This is a genomic window from Paraburkholderia phenazinium, assembly GCF_900100735.1.
GTDB lineage: Bacteria > Pseudomonadota > Gammaproteobacteria > Burkholderiales > Burkholderiaceae > Paraburkholderia > Paraburkholderia phenazinia.
This window is the reverse complement of sequence record NZ_FNCJ01000016.1, coordinates 114,548-132,595: the sequence shown is the minus strand read 5'-3', so window position 1 is coordinate 132,595 and position 18,048 is coordinate 114,548. Positions and strand designations below refer to the sequence as shown.

Genomic DNA, 18,048 nt, shown 5'->3' with positions numbered 1-18,048 from the left:
ATCAGGATTGTTTTTCTACGGGTTTGGCGGCCCAGAAGCCGGGCTTGTTGGGGCAGTAGGAGCGGATGATCAGCGTGTCGGAGACGACTCGATACATCAGCGCTTCTTCGTAGGTCACCACGACGTTGTCGACGGTGCCCAGATACCAGCCTTCCATGATGCGCAGCGCGAGCGCCTGGTCGCGCGGGCTGGACGAGCCGGCAGCGAACGCCCCGGCCAGTTGCGGCAGATGCGGCGCGAGGTCGGGGGCGGACTTCGTGAGCGCGGCGAAGAGCCGTGCGCCGACGTCGCGATCGAGCCCGGACTTGCCCGTCAATGCCTGCGACAGCGTCATGAACGCATCGAGCGGTGCGGCCGTGCTGTTGTCGGCCAAGGCCCGCAGGGTCAGTGAGCCGGTCAGGCCGGCCACGGTCAGCGCGAGCGCGCCTTGCAGCCACTGGCGGCGGCCGGCCGATGTCAGCGGCGCCAGCGAGGGCGCTGCTCCCGCCGCATGGTCGCCGTGCGAGTCATCTCGGTTCAATTTGACATTCCTCTCTTGTTCTTAATGTCGATGTGGGGTATTGCGGCCCGATTATAAGTGGAACCGGTTCCAGTTCGCCACGAACCTGACACCAGCCAGGCAATCCGCTTCGCTGTCCGGCGCGGGCAGGGCGGGAGCACAATGGACGGCGGGCTTCGGCAGTCCAGGGACGATGGACAAAAGGCATCGCCGGCATGCAGCGAACTCATATTTGTTTCTAGGGTTAACCCGTATTATCTTGAATTCTGCAAAGATCGTGAGTGGAATCGTTATCAGGCGTGTCCACTCACCCGGTCGAAGCGCCGTTCAACCCAGTTTTCATCGCCAAGGTTCAATGTTTGGTCATTTCCAGCGCAAGGCAAAGCACGCGGCCAACCGCCGTCTGAACACCTTGCATGCACTCGCCGATACCGTGTCGCGCCACCGGCCGGTGTGGATGGTGTCGTTCGCGGTCGACGAGACGAATCTGTCCGAGGGGCTGCGGGCGGCCTGCGCGTCCACGGCGATGCTGCTGCTCGGCAACCTGCTGCACAACCCGTTGTTTGCGTGGGCGGCGATCGGCGCCTTCTGGACCTGCCTCGCGGATGCCGCGGGGACCAACCGCATGCGTTTTGCCTCGATGCTGAGCTTTGCGTTGCTCTCCACGCTGTGCGGCGGCATTACCGCGTTCGCCTCGGGCGCCGGCACGTTGGCCGCGACCGCCGCGATCCTGCTGTTCGCGACGGCAGGCGCGTTCGCCCGCGTATGGGGCGCGGCGGCTTCGCAGGTGGGAATTCTGGCGGCGACCGCCTGCGTGGTGATGGTCGACAAGCCGATGCACAGTGTGCGCGACAGTCTGCTGTTCCTCGCCATCTACCTGTCGGGGTGTCTGTTTGCGGTGGCGCTCAGTCTGACCGTGTGGCGCATTCATCCCTTTGGCCCGAGCCGCATGGCCTTGCGCGCGGTCTACGGGCGGCTTGCCGATATCGCGCTCGACAGCGCGCGGCTGCTGAGGCGCGACAGCGCCGACTTCGGCCTGTGGGCGCGCCATGCGGCAACCTATCGTGGCCAGGCGCGCGCCGCGCTGGAGACCGCTCGCAAGGTGCTGGCCAAGGTGCCGAACTCGCGGGTCGACAAGCGCGAGAGTTACGAGAACCTGCTGCTGGCGCTGGCGGATACCGAGCGGCTGTTCGCCTATCTGATCGCCGTCACCGATGCCTGCGAGCGCGGCCATCACAACCTGCGCGAGCCGCAGCGGGCGGCGCGCGTTTTGTCGGCGCTTGCCGAGGTGCTGCTGCGCACCGGCCGCGCCGTCAGCGAGGACCCGGGCGCAAGGCGGGCCGCGCAGGCGGGCGAGTCGCGGGCCACGCTTGCCGCGCTGCAACGCCGTCTGCACAAGCTGGCCGGCGCCCTGGAGTTGGCGCTCGGCGAGCCGCTGTCGCTCAAGCTGCGTGCCGACTCGCTCGAAGTCGAGCCGCCGCAGCGGCGTGAGACCGGCTGGTTTCAGGCCGCCGTCGACAACGTGGGCCGCGCATGGATGACGCTCAAGGCCAACGCGTCGCTCCAGTCGATCGGACTGCGCCATGCCGCCCGCGTCGGGGTGGCCGTGACGGCGGGTTTCATGATCGTGCGGACCCTGCATGTGCCGTTCGGCTACTGGGCGACCATGGCCACGCTGCTGATCCTGCAACCCTCGATTGCCGGCACCTGGCCGCGCAGTATCGAGCGGGCTGCGGGCAGCATTGCCGGAGGACTGCTGGCGGCGGCGATCGGCCTTGCCATCCATTCGCCGCTCGGCATCTCGCTGATCGTGTTTCCGCTGGTCTGCGCCACCATGGCGCTGCGCACGGTGAGCTATAGCCTGTTCGTGTTGTTCCTCACGCCGACCTTCGTGCTGGTGGCGGATTTTGCCGCGCCAGGCGCGAGCGAGTGGGGCTATGCGCTCACCCGGCTCGGCAATAACGTGCTCGGCTGCTCGATTGCGCTGCTGGCGACCTTCCTGCTCTGGCCAAGCCGCGAGCCGGTCGATTTCCGCATCCGGCTCGCCGATGCCGTCGCCGCGAACCTCGACTATCTGCTGGGCGCGCTGCGGCATGCCGGCGGCGCGGACACCGAAGTGGAGCGGCTGCGTCGCGCCGCGGGGCTCGCGAGCAACAATGCGGAAGAGGCGTTCAACCGCCTGCGGCTGGAGAAGCTGGAGAGTTCGCTGGCCGACCGCGCCGCGATCACCGCGCTCGCGCTGCTGCGGCGCGTGGCCGGCACGGCGACCCGCATGCGGCTCGCCGCCAACAAGACGCAGGCGGACGCGGCGTTGATCGAGTGGCTTGCCGAGGTAAGCAAGGAGATCGACGCGCAATTGCGCAGCGGACGGCAGGGGGCGCAGCAGGAGGCGTTTCCCCGCCAGCACCTGTCGCTGGTCGAAGCCGACGCGGTCAATCAGGTCGCGCATCTGCGCCGCTTGCTGGTGGAGAAAACGGGCAGCCTGGAGGAGGGCGTCGCCAAACCGGTGTTGTCCTGAGGGGGCGCGGCAGCCGTGCCGCTCGCGAGCGCGGCGACCCGCTGGCGCCAGGCTCAACCTGCTCAGCTACCCGCGCCCGTCACCAGTTGCAACGGTGTTTCGATGAACGGCGACAGATCCTGTTGCCGGGTCATTTCCGTAAGCGCCTTGAGCGCCACATCCAGACCGAACACGGCCTGGCGCGCTGCGAACTGATCGACGGTAGCGAGCATCCGGCCGGTATCGAGCAGCGGCTTGATGTCCGCGTCGTTGTTATAGCCGGTGATATACACATGGCCGGTTTTTCGCGCCATGCGAACCGCGTCGACGGCGCCCGTCGCCATATTGTCGTTGGCGCATAACAGGGCGCGCAGCCGCGGATGCTGCGCGAGCATCGTCGCCGCCGCCGCCTTGCCCTTGCTGTAGGACCAGTCGCCCGGCGTCACCGCGACGATCTTCATGCCCGCCGCGTTCATCGCGCTGCGAAAACCCTCGGTGCGCTGCTGTGCGTTCAGATCGGTGGCGACGCCTTCGATGATGCCGGCTTCGTCGCCGCGGTTGAGCCGCGCTGCAACGAAGTTCGCCACCATCGCCGCACCCTTGCGGTTGTCCGGGCCGACAAACGGCACGGTGAGACGCAGCGCTTCGAGGGCCGCTTCGTCGAGCGGATTGTCGATCGCGATCACGATGATGCCCGCGTTGATGGCGCGCGCCACCACTGGCACGAGCGCTTTCGAATCGGTCGGGGCGAGCACGATGGCGCTGGTGTGGGCCGCGATCAGCGTCTCGACCATGCGAATCTGGCTGGGGGTGTCGAGCTCCGTGCTGGTGCCGAGCACATTCAGGTCGAACTGCGCGGCAAAGTGTTTCTGATAGTTCTGCGCGGCGCTCGCCATCGCGACCGTGAATGGATCCGCGAGCGACTTCAGGACGAGGGCGATCGTCTTGCCCGCGGGCGCCGCCTCGGTCATCTTCGAAACTGCCAGGCCGGCCGCTGCGAGCACGCCGGCCACGAGCACGCGCCGGCGTGTCTTCTGTACCATTGGCTTCCTTTTTCTTGTGCGCGATGGTTGGCGCACAGGAATGATACAGCCTAGCCCGGCGCGAGCATCTCCGGCAAAGCCTCGATTCGCGGCTCCACCGACTGGTTGCTGATATAGGCCCACAACTGCTCGGCGGCCTGGCCGCGTTGCTTGACGGGCCGGTACAGGCGGATCTCGAGCTCGGTCGACCACGCGTCGGAACCGGCGCGCACCAGCGTGCCTTCGTGCAGCTCCTTGGCGATACAGCTTTCGGGCAGCCAGCCGATGCCATGGCCTGCCGCCACCATCCCCTTCAACGCTTCCGACATGTGGGTCTCGAAGCAGCGGTACAGCGAATACGGCTCGGTCGCGTTCATCAGCAGCATTTCGACCACATTGCCGAGAAAGGCGCCCGACGAATAGGCGAGCAGCGGCAAGGGCCGGCCGGCCTTGCCCGGCAGTTCGAAGAGCGGCTTGCCGTCGGGCCCGGCGGCCGACACCGGCAGGATCCGCTCGACCCCGAGGGTCAGGAAAGGAAAATGATTGGGGTCGAGCGCGATCGGCAGTTGCGCATGGTGATAGCCGATCAGGAGGTCGCAATCGCCCGCCACCAGATGCTGCACCCCCTCCGGCACATTGACGGCCTGGACGCGCGCCATGATGTTGCCGAACTCGTTGGTCAGGCGCTTCAACCAGTCCGGAAACAGCGTGAAGACCAAAGTGTGGGCTACCGCGAAGTGCACCACGTGATCGTTTTCCGCGAACTGCTCGTAGCCGCCCACCAGATTACGGGCCGCATGCATGCTGCGCAGGATGTCGGCGGCGAGGCTGCGGAACATCCGGCCGGCGGGCGTGAGGGTGATGGGATTGACGCTGCGATCGAACAGGCGCGTGCCCATCCACGTTTCGAGCGCCACGATTCGCCTGCTGAAAGCTGACTGGGTGAGATGCCGGCTGCGTGCCGAACGGGAAAAACTCTTCGTATCCGAGAGAGAAAGAAAGTCTTCCAACCACTTTGCTTCCATATTCATCACTTGTATTGGATCAATCGACAGCCGCCATCCTTGCGATGCCGGCGACTCTAGCCTACCGCCTGCCGCTCCCAGCATACCGATGTTTTTTTTCGATAGGTGTTAGTCGAAATATGCATGAGCGTTGCCGCCATAAATTGGGCTACATACCGTTCGCTTGCCAGCTCATGCGATTGTGCAGTGGCGACGCGATAAAAAACGCCGAATAGCGCCCGCCAAACCTTAATTGTTAATTCCCGCCCCGCGTTAAAGGAAGGAACCGATTATGTCCACACTGGATAACTCACCGCGCCCCGTTGCTAGCGGCGAACTGGATAAGCAAAGCTGGCTGGAATCGCACGAAGCGGGATATCACAAAACGTTGGGTAATCGTCAGGTCCAGATGATCGCGATTGGCGGCGCCATCGGCACCGGGCTGTTTCTCGGCGCCGGTGCGCGCCTGCAGATCGCCGGTCCGTCACTGGCGATCGTCTATCTGGTATGCGGGGTGTTTTCGTTTCTGATTCTGCGCGCCCTGGGCGAACTGGTGATGCACCGCCCGAGTAGCGGCAGTTTCGTTTCTTATGCGCGGGAATTCCTCGGGGAGAAGGCTTCGTTTGTGGCCGGCTGGATGTATTTCCTCAACTGGGCGATGACCGGCATTGTCGACATTACCGCCGTCGCGCTCTATATGCATTACTGGGGCGCGTGTGCCTCAGTGCCGCAATGGGTGTTCGCGCTGATCGCGCTGTGCATCGTCGCGGCCATGAACCTGATCGGCGTGAAATGGTTTGCCGAGATGGAGTTCTGGTTCGCGCTCATCAAGGTCGCCGCTATTTCGCTGTTCCTCGTGATCGGGTCGATCATTCTCGGCACCGGCATGCACGTGGCCGGCAATAGCACCGGCGTGCATCTGATCGGCGAGAACGGCGGTTTCTTTCCGCATGGCTTGCTGCCCGCGCTGGTGCTGGTCCAGGGTGTGGTGTTTGCTTTTGCCGGCGTCGAGCTGGTCGGCACGGCCGCAGGGGAGTGCAAGGACGCCCGCAAGGTGTTGCCGCGCGCCATCAATAGCGTGATCTGGCGGATCGCCCTGTTCTACGTGGGCGCGGTCGTGCTGCTGGTGTGCCTGTTGCCGTGGAGCGCCTACAAGGCGGGGCAAAGCCCGTTCGTCACGTTCTTCGGCGCGCTCGGCGTGCCGGGCGTGGGCTCGGTGATGAACGTTGTTGTGCTGTCGGCTGCGCTCTCCAGTCTGAACTCCGGCCTGTATTCGACCGGCCGGGTGCTGCGGGCGCTGTCGATGGGCGGCTCCGCGCCGAACTTCCTGTCGCGCATGAGTTCGCAATCGGTGCCCTACGCGGGCATCCTGGTGACGGTGGCGATCTACGTGATCGGGGTGGTGCTCAACTACTTCGTGCCGTCGAGCGTGTTCGAAATCGTTTTGAATATCGCCTCGCTCGGCATTCTCAGCACCTGGGGTTTCATCGTGGTCTGCCAGATGAAGTTCCGCCAGGCGGTGGCGCGCGGCGAGGCCGAAGACGTGAGCTTCAAGATGCCCGGCGCGCCGGTCACCTCGTGGCTGACGCTGGCCTTCCTGGTGGGCGTGCTGGTGCTGATGGCGTTCGACTATCCGAACGGCACATGGACGGTCGCTTCGATTCCGGTCGTGGTGCTGCTGCTGGTGGCCGGCTGGTATGGCGTGCGCCGCCGCGCCGGCGCCATGTTGAAGCCGACCATTCCCTCGGTCGCGCTCACGCAAAGCATTCTCGAAGACGAGTAGAGCTGGGGCTCGCAACTCGCCACAAGCCATCACAACTAGCCACAAGCCGCAACAAGCAACCCGCAACCCGCACGGAGAACCCGAAGTGACGCCATTCGATGAGATGCTGAGCTCCGAAGCCGGAGTACGCGCGCCGTACGATCTGCTCAAGCAATGGCTCGATACCCAGAATCCGGCCAACCTGGCGCAAAAGGCGCAGGACGCGGAGAGCGTGTTCCGCAAGACCGGCATTACGTTTGCCGTGTACGGCGAAGAAGAGGCAGCCGAGCGCCTGATCCCGTTCGACATCATCCCGCGCATCATTTCCGCACAGGAATGGACCCGCCTGTCGCAAGGCATCGAACAGCGCGTGATGGCGCTCAATGCCTTTCTCGACGATATCTATCACCGCCAGGAGATCGTGCGGGCCGGGCGCATTCCGAAGGAACTGATTGCGCAGAACGAAGCCTTTCTGCCGGAGATGATCGGCTTTCGGCCGCCGGGCAATGTCTATACGCATATCATCGGCGTCGATATCGTACGGACTGCAGAGAACCAGTTCTACGTGCTCGAAGACAATGCGCGCACCCCCTCCGGCGTCTCCTACATGCTGGAAAATCGCGAGACGATGATGCAGCTCTTTCCCGAGCTGTTCCAGCAGGTCAAGGTGCGGCCCGTCGAAGCCTATCCGCAGTTGCTGCGCCAGTCGCTGGCCGCCGTCTGTCCGCCCGGCGGCAATCACGACAATCCGACCATCGCGGTGCTAACGCCCGGCATTCACAATTCGGCCTACTACGAGCATGCGTTTCTCGCCGACCAGATGGGCGTGCATCTGGTTGAGGGCAGCGATCTGCAGGTGGTGGACGGTCACGTGGCGATGCGCACCACCGAGGGCTTTCGCAACATCGACGTGCTGTACCGGCGCCTCGACGACGCCTACCTCGATCCGCTGACGTTCCGCCGCGATTCGGTGCTGGGCGTGGCCGGCATCATGGACGTCTACCGCGCCGGCAACATCACGATCGCCAATGCGCCGGGCACCGGCATCGCCGACGACAAGGCGATCTATTCGTATATGCCGGAGATCGTCGAGTTCTATACCGGTCGCCAGTCGATTCTCGAGAACGTGCCCACCTGGCGCTGCTCGGAAGCTGACAGCCTGAAGTACGTGCTGGCCCATCTCGACGAACTGGTCGTCAAGGAAGTCCATGGCTCCGGCGGCTACGGCATGCTGGTAGGCCCCACGGCTTCGAAGCAGGAGCGCGAGGACTTTGCCCTGCGTCTGCGCGCGCGGCCGAACAACTACATCGCGCAACCGACGCTCGCTCTTTCGACCACGCCGATCCTCACCGGCCAGGGCCTCTCGCCGCGGCACGTCGATCTGCGCCCGTTCGTGCTGGTCTCGGACCGCATCCGCATCACGCCGGGCGGCCTCACGCGAGTGGCGCTCAAGGAAGGGTCGCTGGTGGTCAATTCGAGCCAGGGCGGCGGCACCAAAGACACGTGGGTACTGGCCGAGTAGCCAGTCGTTAGCAAGAAAAAAACAGCAACCGGAGTGGGGCAGCACATGCTTCTTGGACGCACAGCAAGCGGGCTTTACTGGATGCACCGCTATATCGAGCGCGCAGAAAACATCGCCCGGGTGGTCGATGCCGGACTGCGCATGGCGCTCACGCGCAGCGCCGACGCGCCGGCCACATGGTCGTCGGTGGTGGCGACCTCGGGCACCGAAGAGGGCTTTCGGCAGAAGCACGACACCTGTACGGCCGACAGCGTCGCGGACTACCTGCTGCGCGACACCGACAATCCGTCGAGCGTCTTGTCGAGCATCGAAGCGGCGCGCTCGAACGCGCGCATGGTGCGCACCGCGCTCACGCGCGAGACCTGGGAGAGCGTCAACGAAGCGTGGATGGTGATCAAGCGGGTGCTGGCGGAGCCCGTGCCCGCGAGCGAACTGCCGTTCGTACTCGATCGCATCAAACGCGAGGCCGCGCTGATTCGCGGCTCGTTTCACGGCACCATGCTGCGCAACGAGATCTTCAACTTCGCGCGCATCGGCACCTTCATCGAACGCGCCGACAACACGGCGCGCATTCTCGACGTCAAATACCATCTGCTGTTGCCGTCCATTTCGTACGTCGGCACGACGCTCGACAATTACCAGTGGGAGTCGATCCTGCGCTCGGTGGATGCGCACCGCTCGTACCGCTGGGTCTACGACGTGCAGTACAAACCCACCAACATCGCGGACTACCTGATTCTCAATGGCCGCATGCCGCGTTCGCTGAACTTCTGCTATGTGAACATCGTCGAGAACCTGCGCTTTCTGGCGCAGGACTACGGCGTGACGCACGCCTGCCAGACCACCGCCGGCACGACGCTCGCGACGTTGCGCGACAACACTGTCAAGCAGATTTTCGGGCATGGCCTGCACGAGTTTCTCACCGGCTTCATTGCGCAGAACAACCGGCTCGGCTTCGAAATCGCCGAGACCTATAACTTCGATTGAGTACGGCCATGCGTATCGCCATTCGCCACACTTCGCGCTATCAGTACGAGCAACCGGTGCCTTATGCCTTGCAGCGCTTGCGGCTGCGTCCCCAGAGCGGAGCGGGACAAACGGTGCTCGACTGGCAGGTCACGGTCGACGGCGTCGCGCCGGCGCTCGGCTGGACCGACGGGCTCGGCAACCGGGTCGAGCTCGTGCGTCATGAGCGCAACAAGCGCGAGATCGAGATCGTCGCCGCCGGCACGGTCGACACCTGCGACCTGGCCGGTATCTACGGCGTCACCAACGAGACGGCGCCGCCGTGGATCTACGAGCGGGAAACCCCGCTGACCCATGCCGGCGAGCGCGTGCAGGCGCTCGCCGCCGATCTGCGCGCGGGCCACGGGCAACTGGAGTCGCTGCACAAGCTGATGAACGCGATCCACGGCCTGATCGCCTACCGGCCCGGCACCACCGGGGTCGGCACCGACGCCGAGACCGCGTTGCGCGAAGGGTGCGGGGTCTGCCAGGATCATGCTCACGCGTTTATCGCGGTAGCGCGCCGGCTGGGCGTCCCGGCGCGCTATATCTCGGGCTATCTGCTGATGGAGGACGTGGTGCAGCAGAGCGCGAGCCACGCCTGGGCAGAGGCATATGTCGAGGGGCTAGGGTGGGTCGGCTTCGATGCCGCCAACGACAAGTGCCCCGACGAGCGCTATGTGCGCATGGCCACAGGTCTGGACTACCGCGACGCGATGCCGGTGTCCGGCGTTCGCAGCGGAGCGGGGGCAGAGACGCTCACGGTCGAAATCACCGTGACGCAGTTGCAAGGGCAGACTCAGAGCCAGGGTTGACCCACCGGATGGCGCGCGGCGCTACGCGACGCCGCACGCCACTGCACCGGGTGGCACTCGCGACGTCCGGCTTCACCAGCGTGTCAGCCACGCGTTTCAGCCAGCAGCCCGACGCTGCAAAAACCGCCAATTCCCCGTACTCTTACTCCTGGCGCCTGTCCCCGCGTGAGAAGGCGCTCGCCCGGCGCCGCGCCGTCGTGCACGCGCCTGCTACCTATGGGAAGAGTGCCTTGAAAGATCCTCTGGTTATCGGCTTCGTGCTGCTGGCTCTCGACATCGCGATCTGGCGCACGCGCCTGCCGCCCAACCTCATGCTGCGCTTCGCGCTGCGCCTCCTGATCTTCGGCCTTTTCAGCGCCGTGCTGTTCGGCTCCGGCATGAATCCGCTCATGCCCGCGCCGTGGCCCGAGTCGGTGCCACGCCACCTCGCCGCGCAGATACTCGAAGTGGTGTGGTGGCTCAACGGAGCACGCCTGCTCACGCTCTCGCTCGATGCGCTCTTCATGACCAGCAGCTGGCACAAGGAGCGGCTGTTTCAGGACGTGCTGGGCGCGCTGGTGTTTCTGGCCGCAGCGGTCGCCTCGCTCGCCTTCGTGCTGAATGTGCCGGTGCGCGGCCTCGCGGCCACCTCCGGGGCGCTCGCGATCGTGCTGGGTCTCGCGATCCAGAGTACCTTGGGCGACGTGTTTGCCGGCATCGTGCTCAATACGACCGAGCCCTATCACATCGGCAACTGGGTGAGCGTCGACGGCGTGGAGGGCAAGGTGCTCGAAATGAACTGGCGCGCGACCCATCTGCTGACCGGGCAGGGCAATGTCGTGATCGTGCCCAACGCCGTGGCTGCCAAAGCCAAGATCGTCAACAACAGCCGCCCCTCGGCGCTGCATGGCGTGTCGATTACGCTGGAGATCTCGCCCGAAGAGCGTCCGGCGCGCGTGCTCAGCGCGCTCGAGCGCGCCTTGACGGGCATCGGCACGGTGCTGCAAACGCCCGCGCCGTACGCGCTCGTCAAAGCGGCGTCGGTCAACTCGATCCAATACGAAGTGACCGCCTATGTCGACGATATGGCAAAGAAGGCGGCCGTCAACAACGAACTCTACGATCTGTGCTTCCGGCACCTGGCCGCCGCGGGTATCGATCTGCGGCCGCTCGCCGTGCCGGCTCAGCCGCGCGCGAGCGCCGACCGCTTGCAGCGGCTGCTCTCGCGCGTCGAACTGTTTCGCACGCTGCAAGGCGACGAGCTGGAAAGCCTCGCGGCGAAGATGACGCGTCACGAATACGCGCCGAATCAACTGGTGGTGGCCTCCGACGCGGTCACCGATTATCTGATGATTGTCGAATCGGGCGTGATCTCGGTGGAAGTGACGACCGCCTCGGGTGTGCTCGAGCCGGTGCGCCTCGGCCCCGGCGATGCGCTCGGCGAGGCGGGCGTTCTGGCGGGCCTGCCGGTGCGCGCGCGGCTCACGGCGTTGACGCAGACCGTCGTCTACCGCCTCGACAAGGCGGACCTCACGCCCTTGCTGAAAGGCCGCCCCGATGTCGGCCAGCAGATGTGCCAACTGATGTCGCAGCGCCAGGACAAGCTGCTCAAGCTCGGCAGCGTGCCCGAGACACCGGCGCTCAGCGAGCGCACGCTGTTCGACTGGTTGCGCGACGGCATGCGCAAGCTGCACGACCTGGCGGCCTAGCCGCAACGCCGCGGTCATACTCGCGTGTTATTCCGCACGGTGAACGATCCAGCGGCGCGGGCGGTCTATCCTGCACGGCACCCGGCGAGCACCGCCCGGCAAGGCATTTAATTTGCAGGATTGACGTCGCTTTCAGGACTTTTAAGGTAGATCGCCTTAGCCTGAAGAGCCCCTTGCCTCGCGCGTTCCGCATTGCCGTTCTTCTCTCTTACTGTTGGCTAACAAGACTGCTGGCATCGGGCTCGCGCCTCGGTATGCGGGGCTTGGTCGACGCTGTCGTAAAGGAGTAGCTTATGGCCCGCCACACCATCGCCGACTATCTGGCGCAAACCCTCGCCGCCGCAGGCGTGGAGCGAATCTGGGGCGTGACTGGCGACAGTCTCAACGGACTCGCGTACAGCCTGAGCCAGCTCGGCTCGATCCGCTGGATGCATACACGTCACGAGGAAGTCGCGGCCTTCGCGGCGGGCGCCGACGCGGCGTCCACCGGCAAGCTCGCGGTCTGCGCCGGAAGCTGCGGCCCAGGCAATCTGCATCTGATCAACGGCCTGTTCGACTGCCATCGCAATCAACAGCCGGTGCTGGCGATCGCCGCGCATATCCCGTCTACGGAAATCGGCCTCGGCTACTTTCAGGAGACCCATCCGCAGCAGTTGTTCAAGGAGTGCAGCCACTTCGTCGAACTGGTCACCAATGCCTCGCAGTTCCCGCGTGTGCTGCAGCGCGCCATGCGCACGGCCATCGAGGAACGCGGCGTGGCTGTGATCGTGCTGCCCGGCGACATCGCGCTGAGTGAAGGCCCGGCCGAAGCGCCGCAATGGAGCCATAGCGCGCCGTCCACCATCGTGCCGTCCGATGCCGACCTCGAGCGCCTCGCCACCTTGCTGAACGGCTCGGAGGCGGTGACGATCATGTGCGGCAGCGGCGTGGCCGGCGCCCACAACGAGGTCGTTGCACTCGCCGACACGCTCGGCGCGCCAATTGTCCACGCACTGCGCGGCAAACCCTTCATCGAATACGACAATCCGTATGACGTCGGCATGACCGGCCTGATCGGTTTTAGCTCCGGCTATCACGCGATGATGTCGTGCGACACGCTGCTGCTGCTGGGCTGCGATTTTCCGTACCGGCCGTTCTACCCGCCTGAAGCCAAGGTCGTGCAGATCGACCACAAGGGCTCGCAACTGGGCAAACGCGCACCGCTCGCGCTGGGTCTGGTCGGCACGGTCAAGGAGACCGTCAGCGCCGTGATGCCGAAGCTGCAGCGCAAGACGGAGCGCCGCTTCCTCGACAACGCGCGCAAGCACTATGTATCGGCCCGCAAGGGGCTCGACGAGCTGGCGACGCCTGCCGGTCCCGGCCGGCCGATTCATCCGCAGTATCTCGCGCGCATGATCGATCAGGTGGCCAGCGAAGACGCGATCTTTACCGCCGATGTCGGCACGCCTACCTTATGGGCGGCGCGCTATCTGACGATGAACGGCAAGCGCCAACTGCATGGTTCGTTCAATCACGGCTCGATGGCCAACGCGATGCCGCAGGCGCTCGGTGCGCAAGCGGGACATCCGCAGCGGCAAGTGGTGTCGCTCTCCGGCGACGGCGGCCTGTCGATGCTGCTTGGCGACCTGCTGAGCGCGCGCCAGCTCCATCTGCCGATCAAGGTGGTGGTGTTCAACAACAGCCTGCTCGGCTTCGTTTCGATGGAACTGAAGGCGGGGGGCTACCTCGATACCAATGTCGATCTGAGCAAGACGGACTTTGCCGCGATCGCCAAAGGGGCGGGCATTTTCAGCCTGCGCGTCGAGGAGTCGGAAGGCGTGGAAGCGGCGCTGAAAGAGGCCTTCGCCCATCCCGGGCCGGCGCTCGTGGATGTGGTGACTTCCAGGCACGAGCTGGCGATGCCGCCGACCATCGAACTGTCGCAGGCCAAGGGGTTCAGCCTGTACATGCTGCGCGCGATTCTGAGCGGCCGTGGCGATGAGATCGTGGAGTTGGTGAAGACCAACCTGCGCTGAGTCTGGCACACGCGTAGAAGTAGCGAGGGCATAGGCCCGGATGGGCGGCGCGCATCCGGGCCCTTCGTTTCGCTGCATCGATACGCTCGCCGATCCCGCGCAATCGTTTCAGGCCATTCAGAACAATTAAGTTGTCCATCAGGACTTTAAGCCGGGTTCCACCCTAAGCTTCAGGGCACTGGGATGGCGAGTGCAACTGCACTTCGAGCTTGCCTTCGCCTCCTGCGTTTGCTGGTTTGAAAACCTGCCTCGCCTACCGGAGAACTCCATGGCCTACGACGAGCGCGCCGTGCAGCGCATTCTGCAGGTCGGCGCGGTGCCGATGACCTCGCTGCAACTGATGTGCGAACTGCAGCGCGACTGGGCGCGCGGCGAGACCTATGAAGGTTGCATGGAGATCTTCAAGGCGCATAGCGCATACGGTGTCGGCGTGCGCTATGCCAAGCAGATTCTCGGCGCGCATGCCAACGAGGGCGGTCTCTAACCATGAACGATCCGACGCAAGTACCTCGGATGGCGGAGCGGGTCTTTTTTAACGGCAAGATCGCCACTCAGGACGAGCGTCGTTCTTTCGTGACCGCGCTGGCCGTCGCCGACGGCAAGATCATCGCCGCAGGCTCCGAACAGGACGTGATGCGTCATGCTCACGAGCGCACCGAGCGTATCGACCTCAAGGGCCGCACCGTCATCCCCGGCCTGAACGACTCGCATCTGCACGTGATTCGCGGCGGCCTGAATTTCAACATGGAGTTGCGCTGGGACGGCGTGCCGTCGCTGCATGAGGCGCTTGAGATGCTGCGCCGCCAGGTGGCGCGCACCCCGGCGCCGCAGTGGGTGCGTGTGATCGGCGGCTGGAACGAATTCCAGTTCGCGGAGAAGCGCGGCCCGACGCTCGAGGAAATCAATGCGATCGCACCGGATACGCCGGTCTTCATCCTGCACCTGTACGAGAGCGCGCTGCTGAACGGCGCGGCGTTGCGCGCGGTCGGCTATACCCAGGACACCCCCAATCCGCCGGGCGGCGAGATCCAGCGCGACCGGCGCGGCAATCCAACCGGCATGCTGATCGCGCGTCCGAATGCGGGCTTGTTGTACGCGACGCTGGCGAAGGGCCCCAAGCTGCCGTTCGACGACCAGATCAATTCGTCGCGCCAGTTCATGCGCGAGTTGAACCGCCTGGGCGTGACCAGCGCGATCGATGCGGGCGGCGGCTATCAGGCCTATCCGGACGACTATGCGGTGATCATGGACCTCGCCAAACGCGGCGAGCTGACCGTGCGGATCGCCTACAACCTCTTCACGCAGAACGCGAAGAAGGAAATCGACGACTTCGCCAAGTGGGTCAAGATGACGAAGCCCGGGGAGGGCGACGATTTTCTGCGCGTGAATGGGGCCGGTGAAATGCTGGTGTTTTCCGCCGCGGACTTCGAAGACTTTCTCGAGCCGCGCCCGGACCTGCCCGCTGCGCTGGAAAAAGAACTGGAAGCGGTGGTGCGCCTGCTGGTGCAAAACCGCTGGCCGTTCCGCCTGCACGCCACCTACGACGAATCGATCGACCGGTTCCTCAACGTGTTCGAACGCGTCAATCAGGACACGCCGTTCGCCGGGCTGCGCTGGTTCTTCGATCACTGCGAGACGATCACGCAACGCAACATCGAACGTATTGCGGCGCTCGGCGGCGGGATCGCCGTGCAGCATCGCATGGCTTTCCAGGGCGAATACTTCATCTCCCGCTATGGCGCCGAGGCCGCTGCGCGCACGCCGCCGATCCGCCAGATGCTGGCCGCCGGCCTGCCGGTCGGCGCGGGTACCGACGCCACCCGCGTTGCAAGCTATAACCCATTCGTCTCGCTGTACTGGCTCGTCTCGGGGCGCACCGTCGGCGGTACCGCGATGTACGCGCAGCAGGACCGGCTCGACCGCATGGAAGCCTTGCGCCGCTATACCGTGGGCAGCGCCTGGTTCTCCGGCGACGAAACGCCGCCCTTGCCGGTCAGCCCGTCGTGGTCGCCGGTGGCCGAGTTCGGCGGTTATCGCCGCTACCGGCCGGCGGGCACGTTGCAACAGGCGTGTGCGGACGGCTGCGCGACGCTGTGCGGCGTGCATGGACACGGGCACGACTGGGCATGGCGAAGCCCGGTGCCCGCCGGCGACCTCAATAGCTTCTGGGGTGCGCTGGGCTGTAGTTGCTTCGCTTTCTGAGTCCTGCGTCGTGTCCCGCGCTGTGGAGAGAGACCCAAATGGCGTCACAGGAATCGGCAGGGGCAGGGGCAGGTAGAGGCTCGTTAAGCAGGAAGGTGTGCGGCATCGGCGTGCCGCAAGGCGAGCTGGCGCGCGAGGCGCACGAGGTGGCCGGCGCGCTGTTGCCCGGCGTGCTGAGCGGACATGCGCAGCGTGTGTTCATCCTTGCGGCGTTGAAGGCGCAGCGCGGCGGGGTGCGGTGCAACACCGAACGCCTCTATGTGGCGTCGATGTTCATCAACGTCGGACTGAGCGCTGCCTACCTCGGCTCGCAACGGCGTTACGAGGTGGACAGCGCGGACGCGGCGCGGCAGTTCCTCGCCCGCCACGGTGTGGCTGCATCCGCCGCCACGCAAATGTGGCATGCGGTGGCGCTGCATACCAGCCACGGCATTGCGAAACATGCTTCGACGCTTGCCGCGCTGCTCGCGGCCGGCGTGCGCACCGATCTGTTCGGCGAGGACCTCGCGGCTTTGCCGCGCGAGTCGGAGGCGGAGCTCCTGCGGGCTTATCCGCGTGGCGAGCGCTTCAAGGAGCAGTTCATCCACGCCATTGGGCAAGGTGTGGCGCACCGCCCTGGCTCGACGTTCGGCACGCTGAGTGCGGATGTGCTCGAACGGCTCGACCCGGATTACCGGCGCATCAATTACTGCGGCCTGATTCTCGGCGCAAAGTGGCAAGAGTGATCGCGCCTGCGGGGTTGCCAGTGTTGCTGTATGAAGGAGAGCAGTCGTGACATATCTGATTTCGTTTGGAGCCGGTCTCGTGGTGGGACTACTGTACTGGATGGTGCGCGTGCATTCGCCCGCGCCGCCGCTGGTCGCGCTCGTCGGCCTGCTCGGCATTGTGATCGGCGAAGGGGCGGTGCCGTTCGTGCAGGCACATCTGTTGCACAGCGCCGCGCACGTGAGCGTCGCCCCGGCGGCCGAATCATCCCATTCCGAAAGCGCGATCGATTCGCGCAAGCAAACCTGAGAGGTCACGAGTGAGCCTATTTGATCCGTTTCGTATGCGGCAGACTTCAGCGGCCGTGAGATTTGCGCTGAGCATGACGCTCGCCGCGGCTGCCCTGGTTGCGACGGGCCATGCCGAGGCGAGCGCCGGCGACGACGTGATGGCGCCGCAAAGCGCCAGCGTCTCGGTAGGGCCGCAATACGACACGACGCACGTGTATGTCTCGAACGACGACATCGATGCGTTCGTCAACAGCTTTATCGCGACCTTCGGCGGCTTCGCGTCGCCGCGCGCAGTTTTCACGGTCACGCCGACGCCCAGTAAAACCGCGTCGCAGTATGTCCGCACGCCGGTGGGCATGTTGTCGGTGTTCGCCTTCCAGACGCCGATTCCTTACCCGTTCGGTAACGAACGCACCGGCTACCTCGTCACCGACATGGCCGCCGCCGTGCATGCCGCGCGTGCCGCCGGCGCCGACGTGATCGTCGATACCTTCGACGACCCGATCGGCAAGGACGCGCTGATCCAGTGGCCGGGCGGCCTGACGATGCAGCTCTACTGGCATACCAAGGCGCCGGTGTACGAGCCGCTCGCGAGCGTGCCGGATAACCGAGTGTATCTGTCGCCGCATGCTGTCGACGGCTTCGTGCGGCGCTTTGTGCGCTTCTCGCACGGCAAGGTGGTTTCGGACGACAAGCATGCCGATGCCGCCGAGATCGGCCTGTCCGGCCAAACGATGCGGCGAGTGCGGCTACAGTCGGGCTTCGGCAACATGCTGATCTTCGTCACCGACGGCAAGCTGCCCTGGCCGTATGGGCGCGAGATAACCGGCTACCAGGTCGCCGATCTGGACGCGACGCTTGCGAAGGCCCAGGCCGCGAGCGTCAAGGTGGTGTCACAGCCGGCGCAGAGTATGTACGGGCGCTCGGCAATGCTTGAATTTCCCGGTGGCTACATTGCCGAGATACACGAGGCGGCGAAATAGCCCGAAGGTTTGACGGATGGGCGTTGCGCCGCCGGTTCC

Annotated in this window: 14 protein-coding genes and 1 pseudogene; 12 read left to right on the top strand and 3 right to left on the bottom strand. The window is 65.0% G+C overall.

Features of this window, described 5'->3' with window-relative positions; translation table 11 throughout:
• Position 1 precedes the first annotated feature (1 nt).
• A complete protein-coding gene (locus BLQ92_RS29035; RefSeq protein ID WP_090690124.1) occupies positions 2-469 on the bottom strand; it encodes a sugar dehydrogenase complex small subunit in 468 nt (155 codons plus the stop codon).
• 385 nt (positions 470-854) lie between these two features.
• On the opposite strand from BLQ92_RS29035, the gene BLQ92_RS29030 reads away from it, so the two are divergent.
• A complete protein-coding gene (locus BLQ92_RS29030; RefSeq protein ID WP_090689963.1) occupies positions 855-3,017 on the top strand; it encodes an FUSC family protein in 2,163 nt (720 codons plus the stop codon).
• 62 nt (positions 3,018-3,079) lie between these two features.
• Here the strand turns inward: BLQ92_RS29030 and BLQ92_RS29025 are convergent, their stop codons facing one another.
• Together BLQ92_RS29025 and BLQ92_RS29020 are read right to left on the bottom strand one after the other, a co-directional pair.
• The gene (locus tag BLQ92_RS29025; protein ID WP_090689960.1) at positions 3,080-4,039 is read right to left on the bottom strand and encodes a substrate-binding domain-containing protein; all 960 of its coding nucleotides are present in this window, start codon (positions 4,037-4,039) and stop codon (positions 3,080-3,082) included.
• A 50-nt stretch (positions 4,040-4,089) separates the two neighbouring features.
• Entirely contained in the window at positions 4,090-5,043 is a 954-nt protein-coding gene (locus BLQ92_RS29020) for a LysR substrate-binding domain-containing protein (RefSeq protein ID WP_090690121.1), read from the bottom strand.
• Between the two features lie 271 nt (positions 5,044-5,314).
• On the opposite strand from BLQ92_RS29020, the gene ansP reads away from it, so the two are divergent.
• The 11 genes and pseudogenes from ansP to BLQ92_RS28965 all read left to right on the top strand — a co-directional run bounded on the left by ansP (position 5,315) and on the right by BLQ92_RS28965 (position 18,009).
• The gene (gene ansP / locus BLQ92_RS29015; protein WP_090689954.1) at positions 5,315-6,805 is read left to right on the top strand and encodes an L-asparagine permease; all 1,491 of its coding nucleotides are present in this window, start codon (positions 5,315-5,317) and stop codon (positions 6,803-6,805) included.
• An 85-nt stretch (positions 6,806-6,890) separates the two neighbouring features.
• A complete protein-coding gene (locus BLQ92_RS29010; RefSeq protein ID WP_090689951.1) occupies positions 6,891-8,306 on the top strand; it encodes a circularly permuted type 2 ATP-grasp protein in 1,416 nt (471 codons plus the stop codon).
• Positions 8,307-8,351: 45 nt separating this feature from the next.
• A complete protein-coding gene (locus BLQ92_RS29005; protein WP_090689947.1) occupies positions 8,352-9,293 on the top strand; it encodes an alpha-E domain-containing protein in 942 nt (313 codons plus the stop codon).
• Positions 9,294-9,301: 8 nt separating this feature from the next.
• Positions 9,302-10,126, top strand: a complete 825-nt coding sequence (locus BLQ92_RS29000; protein WP_090689944.1) for a transglutaminase family protein — start codon at positions 9,302-9,304, stop codon at positions 10,124-10,126.
• A gap of 230 nt (positions 10,127-10,356) precedes the next feature.
• Positions 10,357-11,814 (top strand): mechanosensitive ion channel family protein, encoded by a 1,458-nt coding sequence (locus BLQ92_RS28995; RefSeq protein WP_090690117.1) that lies wholly within the window; start codon positions 10,357-10,359, stop codon positions 11,812-11,814.
• 293 nt (positions 11,815-12,107) lie between these two features.
• Entirely contained in the window at positions 12,108-13,829 is a 1,722-nt protein-coding gene (gene poxB, locus BLQ92_RS28990) for a ubiquinone-dependent pyruvate dehydrogenase (protein WP_090689940.1), read from the top strand.
• Between the two features lie 280 nt (positions 13,830-14,109).
• Positions 14,110-14,313: pseudogene (locus tag BLQ92_RS28985) on the top strand (hydrolase); the annotation flags it as partial.
• Between the two features lie 2 nt (positions 14,314-14,315).
• Positions 14,316-16,031, top strand: coding sequence for an amidohydrolase (locus BLQ92_RS28980; protein WP_090689937.1), 1,716 nt, complete (start codon positions 14,316-14,318; stop codon positions 16,029-16,031).
• Between the two features lie 38 nt (positions 16,032-16,069).
• Positions 16,070-16,756 (top strand): phosphohydrolase, encoded by a 687-nt coding sequence (locus BLQ92_RS28975; RefSeq protein WP_090689932.1) that lies wholly within the window; start codon positions 16,070-16,072, stop codon positions 16,754-16,756.
• Positions 16,757-16,802: 46 nt separating this feature from the next.
• Positions 16,803-17,045, top strand: a complete 243-nt coding sequence (locus tag BLQ92_RS28970) for a DUF1427 family protein (protein ID WP_090689928.1) — start codon at positions 16,803-16,805, stop codon at positions 17,043-17,045.
• A 73-nt stretch (positions 17,046-17,118) separates the two neighbouring features.
• Positions 17,119-18,009: a VOC family protein gene (locus BLQ92_RS28965; protein ID WP_244896678.1), complete on the top strand. Its 891-nt coding sequence runs from the start codon at positions 17,119-17,121 to the stop codon at positions 18,007-18,009.
• Positions 18,010-18,048 lie beyond the last annotated feature (39 nt).